At 48.9% G+C, this 12644-nt stretch carries 17 protein-coding genes; 6 read left to right on the top strand and 11 right to left on the bottom strand.

Annotated elements, in window-relative coordinates:
- Positions 1-2: 2 nt before the first annotated feature.
- From NNX04_RS01695 to NNX04_RS01685, 3 genes are all read left to right on the top strand, one after another.
- Complete coding sequence (locus tag NNX04_RS01695) at positions 3-599, top strand: DUF4202 domain-containing protein (protein WP_261947289.1); 597 nt, start codon at positions 3-5, stop codon at positions 597-599.
- A gap of 53 nt (positions 600-652) precedes the next feature.
- On the top strand, positions 653-1030 hold the full coding sequence (locus NNX04_RS01690) for a SirB2 family protein (protein ID WP_040391812.1): 378 nt from the start codon (positions 653-655) through the stop codon (positions 1028-1030).
- A gap of 303 nt (positions 1031-1333) precedes the next feature.
- Positions 1334-1852, top strand: a complete 519-nt coding sequence (locus NNX04_RS01685; protein WP_261947288.1) for a hypothetical protein — start codon at positions 1334-1336, stop codon at positions 1850-1852.
- A gap of 80 nt (positions 1853-1932) precedes the next feature.
- Here the strand turns inward: NNX04_RS01685 and NNX04_RS01680 are convergent, their stop codons facing one another.
- From NNX04_RS01680 to NNX04_RS01670, 3 genes are all read right to left on the bottom strand, one after another.
- Positions 1933-2271 carry a hypothetical protein gene (locus NNX04_RS01680; protein WP_007641961.1) on the bottom strand — a complete coding sequence of 113 codons (339 nt, stop codon included), beginning with the start codon at positions 2269-2271 and terminating at the stop codon, positions 1933-1935.
- A 125-nt stretch (positions 2272-2396) separates the two neighbouring features.
- The gene (gene trhO, locus NNX04_RS01675) at positions 2397-3407 is read right to left on the bottom strand and encodes an oxygen-dependent tRNA uridine(34) hydroxylase TrhO (protein WP_261947287.1); all 1011 of its coding nucleotides are present in this window, start codon (positions 3405-3407) and stop codon (positions 2397-2399) included.
- A gap of 132 nt (positions 3408-3539) precedes the next feature.
- Positions 3540-3860, bottom strand: coding sequence for a BolA family protein (locus NNX04_RS01670; RefSeq protein WP_261947286.1), 321 nt, complete (start codon positions 3858-3860; stop codon positions 3540-3542).
- 130 nt (positions 3861-3990) lie between these two features.
- On the opposite strand from NNX04_RS01670, the gene NNX04_RS01665 reads away from it, so the two are divergent.
- Positions 3991-4206, top strand: a complete 216-nt coding sequence (locus tag NNX04_RS01665) for a hypothetical protein (RefSeq protein ID WP_040391814.1) — start codon at positions 3991-3993, stop codon at positions 4204-4206.
- 136 nt (positions 4207-4342) lie between these two features.
- Here NNX04_RS01665 and galK read toward each other — a convergent pair whose 3' ends face one another.
- The 3 genes from galK to NNX04_RS01650 form a co-directional block, all read right to left on the bottom strand.
- Positions 4343-5491 (bottom strand): galactokinase, encoded by a 1149-nt coding sequence (gene galK / locus NNX04_RS01660; protein WP_261947285.1) that lies wholly within the window; start codon positions 5489-5491, stop codon positions 4343-4345.
- 6 nt (positions 5492-5497) lie between these two features.
- Positions 5498-6541, bottom strand: coding sequence for a UDP-glucose--hexose-1-phosphate uridylyltransferase (locus NNX04_RS01655; RefSeq protein WP_261947284.1), 1044 nt, complete (start codon positions 6539-6541; stop codon positions 5498-5500).
- A gap of 236 nt (positions 6542-6777) precedes the next feature.
- Positions 6778-7149, bottom strand: a complete 372-nt coding sequence (locus NNX04_RS01650; RefSeq protein WP_007641976.1) for a diacylglycerol kinase — start codon at positions 7147-7149, stop codon at positions 6778-6780.
- Positions 7150-7334: 185 nt separating this feature from the next.
- On the opposite strand from NNX04_RS01650, the gene NNX04_RS01645 reads away from it, so the two are divergent.
- A complete protein-coding gene (locus tag NNX04_RS01645) occupies positions 7335-7877 on the top strand; it encodes a phosphatase PAP2 family protein (RefSeq protein ID WP_261947283.1) in 543 nt (180 codons plus the stop codon).
- A gap of 121 nt (positions 7878-7998) precedes the next feature.
- Complete coding sequence (locus NNX04_RS01640; RefSeq protein WP_261947282.1) at positions 7999-9099, top strand: MJ1255/VC2487 family glycosyltransferase; 1101 nt, start codon at positions 7999-8001, stop codon at positions 9097-9099.
- 36 nt (positions 9100-9135) lie between these two features.
- Here the strand turns inward: NNX04_RS01640 and arfB are convergent, their stop codons facing one another.
- The 5 genes from arfB to rpoE form a co-directional block, all read right to left on the bottom strand.
- Positions 9136-9555 (bottom strand): alternative ribosome rescue aminoacyl-tRNA hydrolase ArfB, encoded by a 420-nt coding sequence (gene arfB, locus NNX04_RS01635; RefSeq protein ID WP_007641982.1) that lies wholly within the window; start codon positions 9553-9555, stop codon positions 9136-9138.
- Between the two features lies 1 nt (position 9556).
- On the bottom strand, positions 9557-10030 hold the full coding sequence (locus tag NNX04_RS01630) for a SoxR reducing system RseC family protein (protein ID WP_151058213.1): 474 nt from the start codon (positions 10028-10030) through the stop codon (positions 9557-9559).
- Positions 10031-10046: 16 nt separating this feature from the next.
- A complete protein-coding gene (locus NNX04_RS01625) occupies positions 10047-11078 on the bottom strand; it encodes a MucB/RseB C-terminal domain-containing protein (protein WP_261947281.1) in 1032 nt (343 codons plus the stop codon).
- An 88-nt stretch (positions 11079-11166) separates the two neighbouring features.
- Positions 11167-11892, bottom strand: a complete 726-nt coding sequence (locus tag NNX04_RS01620; RefSeq protein ID WP_081489678.1) for a sigma-E factor negative regulatory protein — start codon at positions 11890-11892, stop codon at positions 11167-11169.
- A gap of 125 nt (positions 11893-12017) precedes the next feature.
- Positions 12018-12608, bottom strand: coding sequence for an RNA polymerase sigma factor RpoE (gene rpoE, locus NNX04_RS01615; RefSeq protein ID WP_007641990.1), 591 nt, complete (start codon positions 12606-12608; stop codon positions 12018-12020).
- Positions 12609-12644 lie beyond the last annotated feature (36 nt).

Genomic DNA, 12644 nt, shown 5'->3' with positions numbered 1-12644 from the left:
CAATGATCAGCAACCAGCGTTTGCAAGACACCCTCGCCGCATTTGATGCCGCCAACCTGCAAGACCCAAATAGCGAAATAGTAGAAGGCAAAACCGTTGCCAAAGAATGGATTTATGCCCAACGTATGAGTGCACAGCTGTCACGTTTTTGCCCCGATGCATCCGAAGCGTTACAGCTCGCGACACGCAGCCAGCATATTTGTCGCTGGAAGATTCCGCGCTCTGACTACCCAATGGATCGTAGCGGCTATAAAAAGTGGCGTCTGGATTTAGCGCAAATGCACGGCGATATCGCCGGTGAAATTATGGCCGCACAGGGTTACGACGAAAGAATCATCTCTCGCGTAAAAGACTTGCTGCTTAAACGCAGTTTAAAGCGCGATGAAGAAGTACAAACACTGGAAGATGTGATTTGCCTGGTGTTTATTGAATTTTATTTAGAAGACTTTGCCAGCAAACACGATGAAGTAAAACTGATTGATATTATCCGCAAGACCTGGAACAAAATGTCAGCCAAGGGCCATGACGCCGCACTGAAATTACCACTGAGTGACAGCATGCTCGCACTGGTAGGTAAAGCGCTCAGCCCGGACACCTGAGTTTATTACCGACAATTTCAATAATTTTCACATAAACAAAAAAGGAAACCACCGTGTATTTAGCCCTTAAACATTTGCATTTAACTTTTGTTGTACTTTCACTGCTCATTTTTTTAGTGCGTGGTGTTTTGTTATTTATGAATTCATCCATGTTGCATAAAAAACTGCTAAAAATTGCCCCCCACATTATCAACACCATTATGTTGGTCTCGGGTATTGTGCTCGCGGTACATTTGGGCATGAAACCAGGTGAACAGCCATGGTTGATGGCAAAAATTATTGGTTTGGTTGTTTTTATTATTCTGGGTGTAGGTGCCTTTAAAGTTAGCAAACCCCTGGTGCAAAAAATTCTATGGATTGACGCACTCGTAGTATTCGCTTACATCATCAGTGTCGCCATCACCAAAAGCCCGATGGGTTTCTTCGGTTAATGTTTCAATCGCACCAGTGGTTTATCACTACTGGTGCGATCTTGCATGCCCATCATCTGATTTTCCCCACGCCTATTCTGTTTCTCCCGAGCCAACCATCTCTTGACCTTCTGAATTAAGCATCGCCCCTGATAGTGAGGCTAAGGGGTAATTATTTGTATTTTTTGCGGGTTGGCCTAGGCTTAGATCTATAAGTAATTAGTAAGGGCTATTTTATTTACAATACTTGACGTTTCTTAAAAAGTGATTTATATCACGTATCTGCTGTTTAGCTTTCCAATAACTTTAATAATGGCGAACCCTATGAAGAAGATATTTTTGATCATCACCCTTATTTGTTTTTCACCATTCAGCTTCGCTTGCGACGAAACCTGTAAACGCGCCAAGGCCGAAGCGGCAAACAATATTAAGTTTGCCAGCTACCTCAACCAGAAATATTGCAAAACTACCGGGATGGATTTTTTACTGCATGGGCGCAAGAGCTTGGAAACCTATCGCGAAAAACAATTGCCAACGGCGCATCGTGGCGGGGCAAAGAATATCCGCAACTTTATTTTGCAACGCAAAGACTGGCTACAAGAGTGCGATAACTATCTGCAATTGACTGAGCAAGGCCGTATTTTCCGCGATAAAGAAAGCACGGAAAAAATTCTTGCATCGCTGAATGGCACTGCTGAAGAGCTGCACAAAATCATGATGCGCCCCCGTGCGGAAGTGGAAAGCCTGGAATTGGTTACTGCACCGGCAGGGCAAAAATTTGATGAGCTGTTTAAAAATGTGGATGCACACTACCTTGAACTGCAACGCCGCGGCTTGCTTTAAGTAAGCGATAAAATCGGCACAACCACCGCAATAAAAAACCGGCACATGGCCGGTTTTTTATTGCGCGCTGGAACCCGCGATCAGGATTTCTTTTTCAACGAGAGCACTGGCCGTTCAGGTTTGTCGGGACGTTCTGCAAAATGCTTGGCCAACTCTTCCCGCGCTTTTATCGCTTCGGATTTAGCATCGGCTACCGGGCTGGAATGCCAGGACTTGGGCGCGCTGCCGCTGGCTTTTGCCAGAAACTCCAGGCCAGATCGCAATAGCCTTGCCTGATCGACAAAACTAATACCCTCTGGAAATTTGCCGGGATAAACATCACTCGGGTCCTTGGGGTTTCCTTCGATACGAATACTAAAACCACTCGTATGTGTCGCTGTGCCGGCAGCCATATCGGCCACCCAATCCTCAAAATTCATAACTACCACTGATGATGATTAACGGAACCTGCATTAAATCATAAACTATTTATGTGACAAAATAGCTATTGGCTATTTAGCGGGGCCACCTAAAGCACCCCCCGGCTAAGTACAAACTTATTTGCTCAACCATTTACTGCAGCGGCATTTTCAGCCGCCGCTGATTTGCGGCGCTGTTCTTCGCGCAACTCCAGTTTTTGCGCCCGACGCAATTGACGCTCGGGTGGCAACACACCTATGTGCGCCTGATTGCGCTGTTTAGCCAATTCGATTTGCTTTTGGCGCTCGGAAAAACGCGTTTTTTGTTCCTCAGTGAGTTTGTCAAAACAGCGCGGGCAGCACACACCCAACATATAGCGCTCTGACTGTTTGTCTTCTTCGGTAATGGGATAACGGCAACCATGGCACTGGTCGTAAATGCCTTTTTCTAATTTGTGATTGACGGCCACGCGGTTATCAAACACAAAACATTCGCCACGCCACAGACTCTCCTCTTCCGGCACTTCCTCCAGATATTTAAGGATGCCGCCTTCCAGGTGATAAACCTCTTCAAACCCCTGCTCTTTCATGTAAGCCGTTGATTTTTCGCAGCGGATACCACCGGTGCAAAACATGGCGACTTTTTTATGTTTGCTTGGGTCAAGATTCTCTGCCACGTAAGCCGGGAACTCGCGGAAAGTTTCGGTTTTGGGATCAATCGCGCGCTCAAAGGTACCGATTTCGTACTCATAAGAATTACGGGTATCAATCACCACCACATCCGGGTCACTGATCAGCGCATTCCAGTCCTGTGGTTTCACATAAGTGCCCACAATTTGTTGGGGATCGATACCGTTAACACCCATGGTGACGATTTCTTTTTTGAGCTTGACCTTCATACGGTAGAAAGGCTGCTCGTCATAGAAAGACTCTTTATAACTGAGGTTATCAAAACGTCCATCCGCATCCAGAAATGCATTCAACGCATCTATCGCCTCGCGACTCCCCGAAACAGTACCGTTGATGCCCTCTTCCGCCAGCAATAGCGTCCCTTTAATGCCCTGCTCATCACAGAAAGTCTTAAGGCGCGGTACCAGCGTTTCATAATCGGGTAATTTGACGAACTTATAGAGGGCGGCAACAACAATCTGACTCATAGATAGCACTTAACAATGTGGGGTTAAACGTAGGGTTAAACGTAAAAATTAAACCTGAAACTAGGCTAGATAAACCTTCACAGATTACTGGGCGCGCATTATAGGCGCTTGTTTTTTGTACAGCCAGTATTATTAATGGTCGTGTTTACTGCCACCAAGACATTGGGGTGACGCCGGAACCACTGCACTTGCCAACCACTCATCCGGGCTGAACGTGTGCAGCGCCAAAGCGTGAACACCATTTTGCAGCTCTTCGGCAAGGCAAGCATAAATAGCTTGGTGGCGCTGTACCTGACGCTTACCTGCAAATGCGGCCGCCGCGAGTACAACTTTGAAATGGGTTTCTGAACCAGGAGGCACCGAATGCATATGGCTTTCGTTAATCACTTCCAGATGCTCAGGTTGAAACTCTGCCGCCAGCTTGGTCAGGATACGATTTTCAACAGGTTTCATAAGGTCACCACAGGGTACAAAATTTTACGCGCATTCTAACGGCAAAGACCTACACTGTGTTGACTTGGAGCAACTAGTCGCCACTTTCTTACAGAGTAATCACCATCCACCTAGGTAAATGGGATTCATCATGAGCGGTTACCGATTTTTTATCGATCGTCGTAAAGGTAATGATCGCCGCCTAGACCGCGACCCCTGCAAATACCTGCCGCTCGACCTTTACCACCGCAAACGCCGCAAATCCACCGAACGCCGCGCCGCTGATCGCACTCTGGAACAAGATCTGGAAGCATTTTTAGGTCTTTCAACCTCCCCACCCCCTAAGGATTCAGGTAACTCCCATTAAGTTACCCCTCTATTTATTATCTGGATTTAAAACTGATTTAGCTGAATTCATGAATAACTGGCTAGCAAAAAAAAGCCCCGCACAAGGCGGGGCAAACAACGACATAAGGGAGAAAAATTACCGCAGTTACTGCAGATTAAAACGCCCCGGCACTGGCTTTAGCGCGGATTAGCGTAGGAATACAGCCGGTGCGGGCTTGATATTTCGTTTCCACGGCGGCTATCAGCTGTGGAATAACTGCCGCAGGCGCAACGGCCACTACACAGCCACCAAAACCACCACCGGTCATACGTGCGCCAGCCTTACCGGCACCCGCTTCCACTAGAATGTCAACCAGGGAATCAATCGCCGGAGTGGTGATATTGAAGTCGTCGCGCATGGAGGCATGGGATTCAACCATCACCTTGATTAATGCAGGTAAATCACCGGCCGCCAACGCTTCTGCCGCCGCCAAGGTGCGTACATTCTCGGTTAATACATGGCGCGCACGACGAAAGCTCAATTCATCCAACTCACCTTCAGCGGCCAGCAACTGCGCAAGCTCAACCGCGCGCAATGAAGTTTGACCAAAAAATGCCGCGGCGGTCTCACATTGCTGACGGCGCTGATTGTATTCACTGTCCACCAAACCGCGTTTCACGCCGCTGTGCACGATCAGAATTTCCCAATCGGCGGGCATAGGCACAGGGCGCACCGATAAATCCTGGCAATCAATCAATAACGCCGAATTTTCCTGCCCGCGCGCGGAAATAAGCTGATCCATAATGCCGCAGTTACAACCGACAAAATGGTTCTCTGCCGCCTGCCCAATCAAGGCTGCTTCCGTCGGGTCCACAGCTTCACCACTGAGCGCCAGCAAAGCGCGAATCAGGGCAATCTCCAACGATGCCGAGCTACTCAGCCCCGCGCCAGCAGGCACATTACCGGCGATGTATAAGTCACCACCCGCCAGAGTGAACCCTTTTTTGCGCAACTCCTGCACCACACCGCGCACATAGTTGGGCCAGGACTCAGCCGCGTCATGTTGTTGTACTGCATCCAGATCAACAACACAGGACGCATTATCAAAGTTGTAAGCAACCAAATGCAGTTGACGATCATCGCGCGGAGCAAGTGCGATAAAGGTGTTGTAATTAATCGCGGCGGGTAGCACGAAGCCGCTGTTGTAATCCGTATGTTCACCGATGATATTGACGCGCCCTGGCGCCTTCACTGTGGTGACCGGTTTAAAACCAAAGGATGCTTCAAATAATTCGCTCACACGAGCGGCAGAGAGAGTCGTCACGCCCGCTTACCTCAATCTAAAATGAACAGGAGATTGCTGACGCAACCGCTCAGCGGCTTGTTCAGGTGACAAGTCGCGCTGTGCTTCGGCCAACATTTCATAACCCACCATAAACTTGCGCACCGTGGCGCTGCGCAGCAATGGCGGGAAAAAGTGTGCATGCAACTGCCAATGACTGGCGTCATCTGCAGTGAATGGGGCCCCGTGCCAACCCATGGAGTACGGAAAGGAACACTCAAAGAGGTTGTCGTACCGGGCAGTAATGTCGCGCAATATATCGCCCAAACTCACTTGCTCAGCTTCGGTCAACTCAGTGATACGCGCACGCGCCTGCTTAGGCAGCAATAAGGTTTCATAGGGCCAAGCTGCCCAAAACGGCACCACCACCAGCCAATGTTCGTTTTCAACAACAACCCGCTCGCCGCTCGCCGATTCTTTGCGGGTGTACTCCAATAACAAGGATTGTTGGTGCTGCTGATAATAGGCGCGCTGTTGCTGATCCTCTTTGCTCACCAGTGTTGGTAGCTGGGACTGCGCCCAAATTTGTCCATGGGGATGAGGATTGGAACAGCCCATCACCGCACCTTTATTCTCAAAAATCTGTACGCTGGCAAAGCGTTTACCTAACTCGGCGGCCTCTTGCATCCAGGTGCTGATCACCGCGCGGATCTCTTCATCGTTCAATAACGGCAAGGTTTTGCTGTGATCCGGAGAAAAACAGATAACCCGGCTGCTGCCGTATTCCGCCTGGATTTGAAACAACGGGTCGCTGGATTTAGGGGCATCCGGCACTTCCGGCATAAGTGCAGCGTAATCGTTAGTAAATACAAAGGTAGTTTTATAAACCGGATTGATTTCACCACCCGCTCGTAGATTGCCGGAGCAGAGATAGCAGTTGGGATCATGGGCGGCACTTTCCGGCCATTGATTGGATTCTTGCTGCCCCTGCCAGGGGCGCTTGGTACGGTGCGGGGAAATTAACAACCACTCGCCAGTAAGCGGATTGAAACGGCGATGGGGATGCTCATTGACCGAAAAGGTTTCTGTCATACACTACCTACTTGGGCATATAAATATGATAATTAAACAATGAGCCTAATTTAACCTAATAGCCAGAAGATCACAATCCGTAATTCTCTTTTTTTCCTGTGTATTACTCACATAGGGGCGAGTTCTGGATGACTCCCAATCAAGCAGTAAGCTTTAGGGCGAATTTACGATCACAAAAAATACAAAACCCCAGCAAGATAACTTGCCGGGGTTTGGAGAAACAAACCTATCAATCATCACGCAAAGCGGTTAAACGCCACTATGCCCCAGACTATTGCGAGTAATAATAAACTCATAAAAACCAGTGCCGAACCTATATCCTTTGCGCGCCCTGATAGCTCATGGCGCTCGGAACCAGTGCGATCCACCACTGCTTCAACCGATGAGTTTGCCAGCTCTGCCATCCACACCCAAAAAATACTGCTGATTAATAAAATCAACTCTATGTGAGTTTGCGCCAACCAAAAGGCAACTGGAATCAGCAACACGCCCATGGTTATTTCCTGACGAAATGCCGCTTCGTATTTCCAACTGGCGGACAAACCTTTCATCGAATAACCAAATGCATCAATCACCCGCGCTATGCCAGTTTTACCAGGCTTACCCATTTATCTTCTCCACATTTGTCAGTTAGATGCCAACCAAGGTCCAGTACAACCCCGCTTGTCAGTTGTCATTCGAGCTTCACCAAGTATTCACAGAAGCGTCACAAAGCAGTGCTAAAAATGATTGCGGAGAGAGCCCAATGCACTGTCGCTCTCATTCATCTGCAAATCATTAATGACGGTGAATCATGAACACTTTCCTACAGCGAGTCCATCACCTGGACACCCTTGCATTCTTGTGGGTACATGTGACAAAACGCTTTCAATATCGTCGCTCGGTAAGATTTATTTCCGCCACCGGCGACGGCCCGGTTTATTTGTGTATCGCGCTGATGCTGGTATTGCTCGAACCCAAAGCGGGCATCACATTTTTTTGGGCGGGCATTATCGCTTATAGTTTTGATGTGAGTCTTTACCTGCTGCTGAAAAACCTGATTAAACGCGATCGCCCCGCAGTAAAAATTACCACTTACCAAGCATTTATCACCCCGTCCGATCAGTTCAGTTTTCCCTCCGGCCATACCGCTGCCGCATTTTTATTTGCCTGTTTGGTATGGCAGTTTTACCCCGCGTTTGCCCTGCCCTGTTTTGTGTGGGCCTCGGCCGTTGGCATAAGCCGCGTACTACTCGGTGTTCATTATCCGACTGATTTAGTGGCCGGTGCACTGCTGGGCAGTACCTGTGCATTTTGGGGAATTTATTTGCATCAACTGCTTATTGCACTGCATTAATTGCTGCACTGCACTGATTGTTGCACTGCGCTAATTTTCTTTACAGCCAGCCTTGTATCAGTCTAACGGCGCGCTGGTCATAACATAACGCGCGCGCTTTTCACTTCAGGAGCAAAACCGCATGAAAATTTTATACGGCGTTCAAGGCACAGGAAATGGCCATACGACTCGCGCGCGGATCATGGCCACAGCACTGGCCGATGCAGGAGCTCAGGTTGATTGGGTATTTTCCGGGCGCGAACGCGCTGACTATTTTGATATGCAAACCTTCGGTGATTTTAAATCCTTTCGCGGGCTAACCTTTGCAACCGAACACGGTAAAGTTCGCTACTTAAAAACCCTGCTGACCGCAAATATCCGCCAACTATATCGCGATGTAAGAAGCCTGAATGTGGAAGGCTATGATTTTATTATTAACGACTTCGAACCCGTCAGCGCTTGGGCAGCCAAACTCGCCGGGAAAAAAGTCATTGGCATCTCGCATCAAAACGCTTTTTTTTACGACATACCCAAAGCAGATGACAATATTTTTGTGCGCTGGTTTATGCGCAACTTTGCACCGGTAACACAGCCGATTGGCTTGCATTGGCATCACTTCGGCCAACCTATTTTGCCGCCATTGGTGGAAACCAGTCACTACCCAAATATCTCCACCCCCAAACACTATTTGGTGTATCTGCCGTTTGCAGGGCTGGATGACATACTGCCACAGCTGCGTGAATTTCCTGACTATGAATTTTTTGTGTATCAACCCGTTCCCGCTGCCTACGACGAAGGCCATATCCATATCCGCCCTTTTTCACGTGAAGGATTTCAAATGGATTTGCATCGCTGTGAAGGCGTTATTTGCAGTGCGGGTTTTGAATTGCCAAGCGAAGCCATACATTTAGGCAAAAAAATTCTGGCCCAGCCCGTCGCCGGGCAAATGGAACAAAAATCCAATGCCATGGCGTTGGAAAAACTAGGTTTAGGCACCGAGGCAAAACAATTTGATGTAGCCACTCTCGCACGTTGGCTACCGCAACCCGCACCCAATGGACCACGAAATTACCCTGACGTTGCCAAGGCACTGGTTGATTGGTTGATTACCAGTCGCGGGGAAAATATGGAGGTTTTACAGCAGCAGTTGTGGCAACCACTGATTCAGCAGGATCGTCTGGAGCTGAGTGAAAAGAAGCAAAAAGAAAGTGTAAGTGTATTGGCTAAGTCAGCTGGGTTTTAAATAACCCGAGGCAACCAACCAAATGGGCAAGGCGCGCTAATCAAAGGATATTTTTTTCTGCCGCGCTGATTTAATGCTGCCGCGCTGGGTTTTTTCATCCATGCGGCGCTGTTTGGAAGAGAATGTCGGGCGTGTGGCGTGGCGAGGCTTCTCAATTTTTATCGCGCCAAGAATTATTTCCCGCAATCGCACTAAAGCATCATCGCGATTCTGTTCCTGCGTGCGGTAAGTCTGTGCCTTGATAATTAAAACCCCGTCGTTGGTGATACGTTTATCACCTAATGCCAACAGGCGGGATTTACAAAAATCGCTTAACGAAGAATTGGGGATATCAAAACGCAAATGTATCGCACTCGACACCTTATTGACGTTCTGGCCACCCGCCCCCTGAGCGCGCATGGCAGTCAGCTCGATCTCACTCGGCGGAATAACGATGGAGGCATTGATACGCAACATCTCAGTGTTGTTCTGCAGGTTCGAAAAAACGCAGTGGTTTTTGCTCATCCACTAACACTGGCTGTAACTCGCGATCAAAACGGGTTCGCCAGGAATGCCAGCGAACGATAAACCCACCAAGAATCAAACCGGTAAAACCGGCCAGTGTTGTCAGCAACTCATGGGCAAAGTAGTTATGTGCCAGCGCTGTCAACACAACCAGGCTAATCACCGGCACCAGATAAACCAGCAACGAACCTTTAGCGACTACCTCTTCGGGAATTCCAATTTGGATTTCATCTCCCACGCGGTACTGCGCGGAATCGCGACCATCCAACAATACCCAGATGTAGGCCGTGTGGCCATCCAACTTACTCAATAGACTTTGGCCGCACCCTTTTTCCGCTTTGCAGGAACCACAGGCCGTTTTTTGGATGGTCTCCACCCAAACACCCTCAGCTTCCAAAGATACGATACGGCCAGTTTCAACAATCATGGGACACCTGAACGATTTAAATTCCAGCTATATTCTGCGCAATTTTTTGCGCGGTGACGACAGGAATTTCACCCACTACTGTGATGCGGTAATTTTTATTGGCGTGACGCAGTGAATCCATCACCGCCAAAGTAGCGCCGCGCTGGGCAACACCTTCCGGGATCGAACCACTGGCCTCTTCGATAAACACAGAAAAGGTGGTCAAGCCGTCGGTATACATCAACATATCAATCTGGTTGCGCACCTGGCGCTGTCCTACAAAAGCAAAACCCGGCGGAACCCACACCAAATTCCAACGCTCAGCTTGTTTAGCATCGGTTGGGTTGCAATCAGCCACTTGCGGTGTTGCCGCACGATGTAAGCGCGCTTTGGGTTCCCGCAAGTTCTCGATTTCCGGGCTTAGATCGAGATCGATAAATTGATAGCGTTCCAGCGGGCGCGCGGATTCATCCACTAACCAGGATTTGAGCACCAAGCCGGTTTCATTGTCGATAGTCAGCAAGGAGCTATGACGGAATTGATCCAACGGCAGAGCTAGAAGAGCAGTTGCCTCACGCCCTGCGACACGCTCAGGTCCGCGAATTTCAAACTTGTAGAGCTGATCCATACGTGCAAGGTTGGCACCAAACTGGCTAATTTTGCCCTGTAACAACTGATCTCCCAGCGATTCACAACCAATCGCTTTACCCGTGCGCAGCACCTCACGTTCCGGCCCATTCAAATGCTGCAAACGTTCGTGCTCTACGCCGTCTTCAACCCAATGAATGATGCGAAAGCTCTGCAGCGCAGGATTATCCTTATGTTGATAGGTAAACGAACCTTGGTAATTAAGGGTATGAGGGATAGTCGCCATTTTGCGCAACAGGTTGGCAACTTCAGGCGATTGGGTCGCCATAGGTGCAACAGTATTTATGGCATCGGCTGAATGAGCTGAGCTATTGAGCCCATCTGACTGTGCCAACACAGTCAGAGGAAAAATAGCGACGAAAGGAATAAAACGAGTAACGCAGGAACGAATAAACTGACGGATAAGAACGGGGATCAACATGCTTGTCTCGGGAGTGTGGGATCAGGGGAGCAGCATAACTACTCCACCTGCTTTTACAAGGATCCGGACAGAAAGGGGGATATAAAAACTAGTCCTCTTCGACCAGAATCACTCGGGTATAAGGCAACATACCTTGCCCGCTATTGAGCGACGCGTTGTCGGTATGCTCTTGGATTAACTGGTTTACATAACTACTCACATCTTCGTTGTACACGGGTGCCACTTGTTGACGCGGTACAAACATCACTCGACGGCTCTCTTGCGGACGAGACTCATAACCACTCTGTACGGCAACAGTGCGCGCAGACAATGCAGGTGCATTAATGCCAGAGGGTAGATTTGCCGCTTTGGTTTCTACTGCCGGTGCAGGCGCCGCAGCCATGGTGCCAGCCGCCATATCAGCAGGGTTAGCACCGGGAGTTTGATATTGTTGAACACCAAGAATTACCGCCCCCGCTACCGAAGCAGCAACGGCGACACGCCCAGCTTGTTGCCACCAGCGCAAAGGCATGGCAACTACATTCGAACCTGCAACAGACGTTTGTTCTGCTACATCACTGATGGCTGGTGCCGAATAGGTTTCTTCCGCCGCAATGGCTGCACTCACACGCGAGGCAAAATCGCTTGAAGCAAGAACCGGAATATCACCCTTTAAGCCTGCACTGGCGATCTGGTAACGCGACCAGGTGGACTTCAGTTCAGAATCCGAGTCCAGCGCTTTAAGTAAACGCTGTAGCTCAAGCTCGGAAGCCTGATTGTCCATTAGTGCTGATAAAGATTCGGCAAGCACTGGTGGTTGAGTTTGCTCTGTCATTCTCGCTGGCGCCTCTGTGCAAATGCTGGTGAAGATTCGGTTATGTAGCTCTGTACTCGATATGACTGGATACTAGTCAATTGGTTCAAAGATTTACAAAAAAATGTGAAAGTTTTTAAAGATGGCTAAATGTCCTCAACGAGCGGCTTGATTCGTTTATCAATTGCCTCTCTGGCGCGGAAGATGCGCGAACGCACCGTCCCTACAGGGCACTCCATGGCCTCGGCAATTTCCTCGTAACTCAGACCATCAATCTCCCGCAAGGTTACCGCTGTACGCAGATCGTCAGGGAGATCTTTAAATGCCTGGGCGATGGTATTTTCAAGCTCCTCACACAACACATTGTGCTCGGGAGTGTTGAGTTCATGCATACCATCATTGCCATCAAAGAACTCGGCATCTTCAATTTCTACATCGCTGGACGGCGGACGGCGGTTGCGCGCCACAATATGATTCTTGGCCGTATTAATCGCAATACGATAAATCCAGGTGTAAAACGCACTATCGCCGCGAAAATTGGGTAGTGCGCGATAGGCCTTAATAAACGCCTCCTGGGCGACATCCTGAGCTTCCGCATGATCGCGGATAAACCGGCTAATCACCGCCAGCACTTTGTGCTGGTACTTAATCACTAGCAAATCAAACGCGCGTTTATCGCCTTTTTGAACTCGCTCGACCAATTGCTGATCAACATCAGGCGCTAGTTGCGCTGTCATTCTTTAAACCCCCAAGGGAAAACACAGTATCTTATG

This window comes from Cellvibrio sp. QJXJ (genome assembly GCF_024452345.1).
Classification (GTDB): domain Bacteria; phylum Pseudomonadota; class Gammaproteobacteria; order Pseudomonadales; family Cellvibrionaceae; genus Cellvibrio.
The sequence above is the reverse complement of the archived record's forward strand: the minus strand, read 5'-3'. Positions and strand labels throughout refer to the sequence as shown.

Coding starts and splice junctions, on each gene's coding strand:
- NNX04_RS01620 (WP_081489678.1), bottom strand. CDS start 11,892: ATGACAGAGCAAACTCAACCACCAGTGCTTGCCGAATCTTTATCAGCA.
- NNX04_RS01645 (WP_261947283.1), top strand. CDS start 7,335: ATGAACACTTTCCTACAGCGAGTCCATCACCTGGACACCCTTGCATTC.
- rpoE (WP_007641990.1), bottom strand. CDS start 12,608: ATGACAGCGCAACTAGCGCCTGATGTTGATCAGCAATTGGTCGAGCGA.
- NNX04_RS01665 (WP_040391814.1), top strand. CDS start 3,991: ATGAGCGGTTACCGATTTTTTATCGATCGTCGTAAAGGTAATGATCGC.
- NNX04_RS01670 (WP_261947286.1), bottom strand. CDS start 3,860: ATGAAACCTGTTGAAAATCGTATCCTGACCAAGCTGGCGGCAGAGTTT.
- NNX04_RS01625 (WP_261947281.1), bottom strand. CDS start 11,078: ATGTTGATCCCCGTTCTTATCCGTCAGTTTATTCGTTCCTGCGTTACT.
- trhO (WP_261947287.1), bottom strand. CDS start 3,407: ATGAGTCAGATTGTTGTTGCCGCCCTCTATAAGTTCGTCAAATTACCC.
- NNX04_RS01630 (WP_151058213.1), bottom strand. CDS start 10,030: ATGATTGTTGAAACTGGCCGTATCGTATCTTTGGAAGCTGAGGGTGTT.
- NNX04_RS01640 (WP_261947282.1), top strand. CDS start 7,999: ATGAAAATTTTATACGGCGTTCAAGGCACAGGAAATGGCCATACGACT.
- NNX04_RS01655 (WP_261947284.1), bottom strand. CDS start 6,541: ATGACAGAAACCTTTTCGGTCAATGAGCATCCCCATCGCCGTTTCAAT.
- arfB (WP_007641982.1), bottom strand. CDS start 9,555: ATGTTGCGTATCAATGCCTCCATCGTTATTCCGCCGAGTGAGATCGAG.
- NNX04_RS01650 (WP_007641976.1), bottom strand. CDS start 7,149: ATGGGTAAGCCTGGTAAAACTGGCATAGCGCGGGTGATTGATGCATTT.
- NNX04_RS01685 (WP_261947288.1), top strand. CDS start 1,334: ATGAAGAAGATATTTTTGATCATCACCCTTATTTGTTTTTCACCATTC.
- NNX04_RS01695 (WP_261947289.1), top strand. CDS start 3: ATGATCAGCAACCAGCGTTTGCAAGACACCCTCGCCGCATTTGATGCC.
- NNX04_RS01680 (WP_007641961.1), bottom strand. CDS start 2,271: ATGAATTTTGAGGATTGGGTGGCCGATATGGCTGCCGGCACAGCGACA.